We start from the raw sequence: 727 nt of genomic DNA, 5'->3' as shown, positions 1-727 counted from the left end.
ATTACTGTTCACCCCGTGGTGCACCATGGTGGAGAATGCTCGACTCGATGATGTTGGTGAGGAACTCCATGGATCCCGTAGTCGCACAATCCGAATTCACCGGTGATGGTGTCATGCTTGCCGGCGACCGATGGGATCCACCGGCACCGGGTGACGGCGGATCAGGCGTCGGCAGAAAGGGCCTGGTCCTGCTGCTGCACGGCGGCGGGCAGACCCGGCATTCCTGGCGAAACACCGGACGCAGTCTCGCGGCGGACGGCTGGTCCGCCATTGCGCTGGATGCCCGTGGGCATGGAGACAGTCAGTGGGCACCGGACGGGGATTACGGCATCGATGCGTTGGTCGCCGACTTGACCTCGGTCATCAATGAGCTGGGGGAGAAGCCGGTACTCGTCGGTGCCTCGATGGGCGGTATGACCTCGTTGATCGGGCAGGGGGAGAATCCCGATCTCGCTCGCGGCCTGGTCTTGGTCGATATCGCACCGAAGGTCGAAACGAGCGGTACCGCGGAGATCATGGCCTTCATGCGCAGTGGCCTCGAGGGTTTCGAGAGCCTCGACGACGCGGCAGCGGCGATCGCGGCGTATACCCCGAACCGTGTCCGCAAGCCCAACCCGCAGGGGCTGCGCAAGAACCTTCGCCTGCGTGATGGCCGTTGGTACTGGCATTGGGATCCGGAGTTCCTGCGCGTCGGCGACGAACCCACTCGCCAATCCGACTCGATCGT

1 protein-coding gene is annotated in these 727 nt (G+C 64.0%); it reads left to right on the top strand.

Annotation, left to right across the window (positions count from 1 at the left end):
* Window positions 1-68: 68 nt before the first annotated feature.
* Window positions 69-727: alpha/beta fold hydrolase (locus MLGJGCBP_RS23280; RefSeq protein ID WP_160098355.1), on the top strand; the 659-nt coding region annotated here is incomplete at its 3' end.

This window comes from Rhodococcus sp. T7, assembly GCF_009872365.1.
Classification (GTDB): Bacteria; Actinomycetota; Actinomycetes; order Mycobacteriales; family Mycobacteriaceae; genus Rhodococcus_F.
Note: the sequence above shows the minus strand (reverse complement) of the source record. Positions and strands in the feature narration are given on the sequence as shown.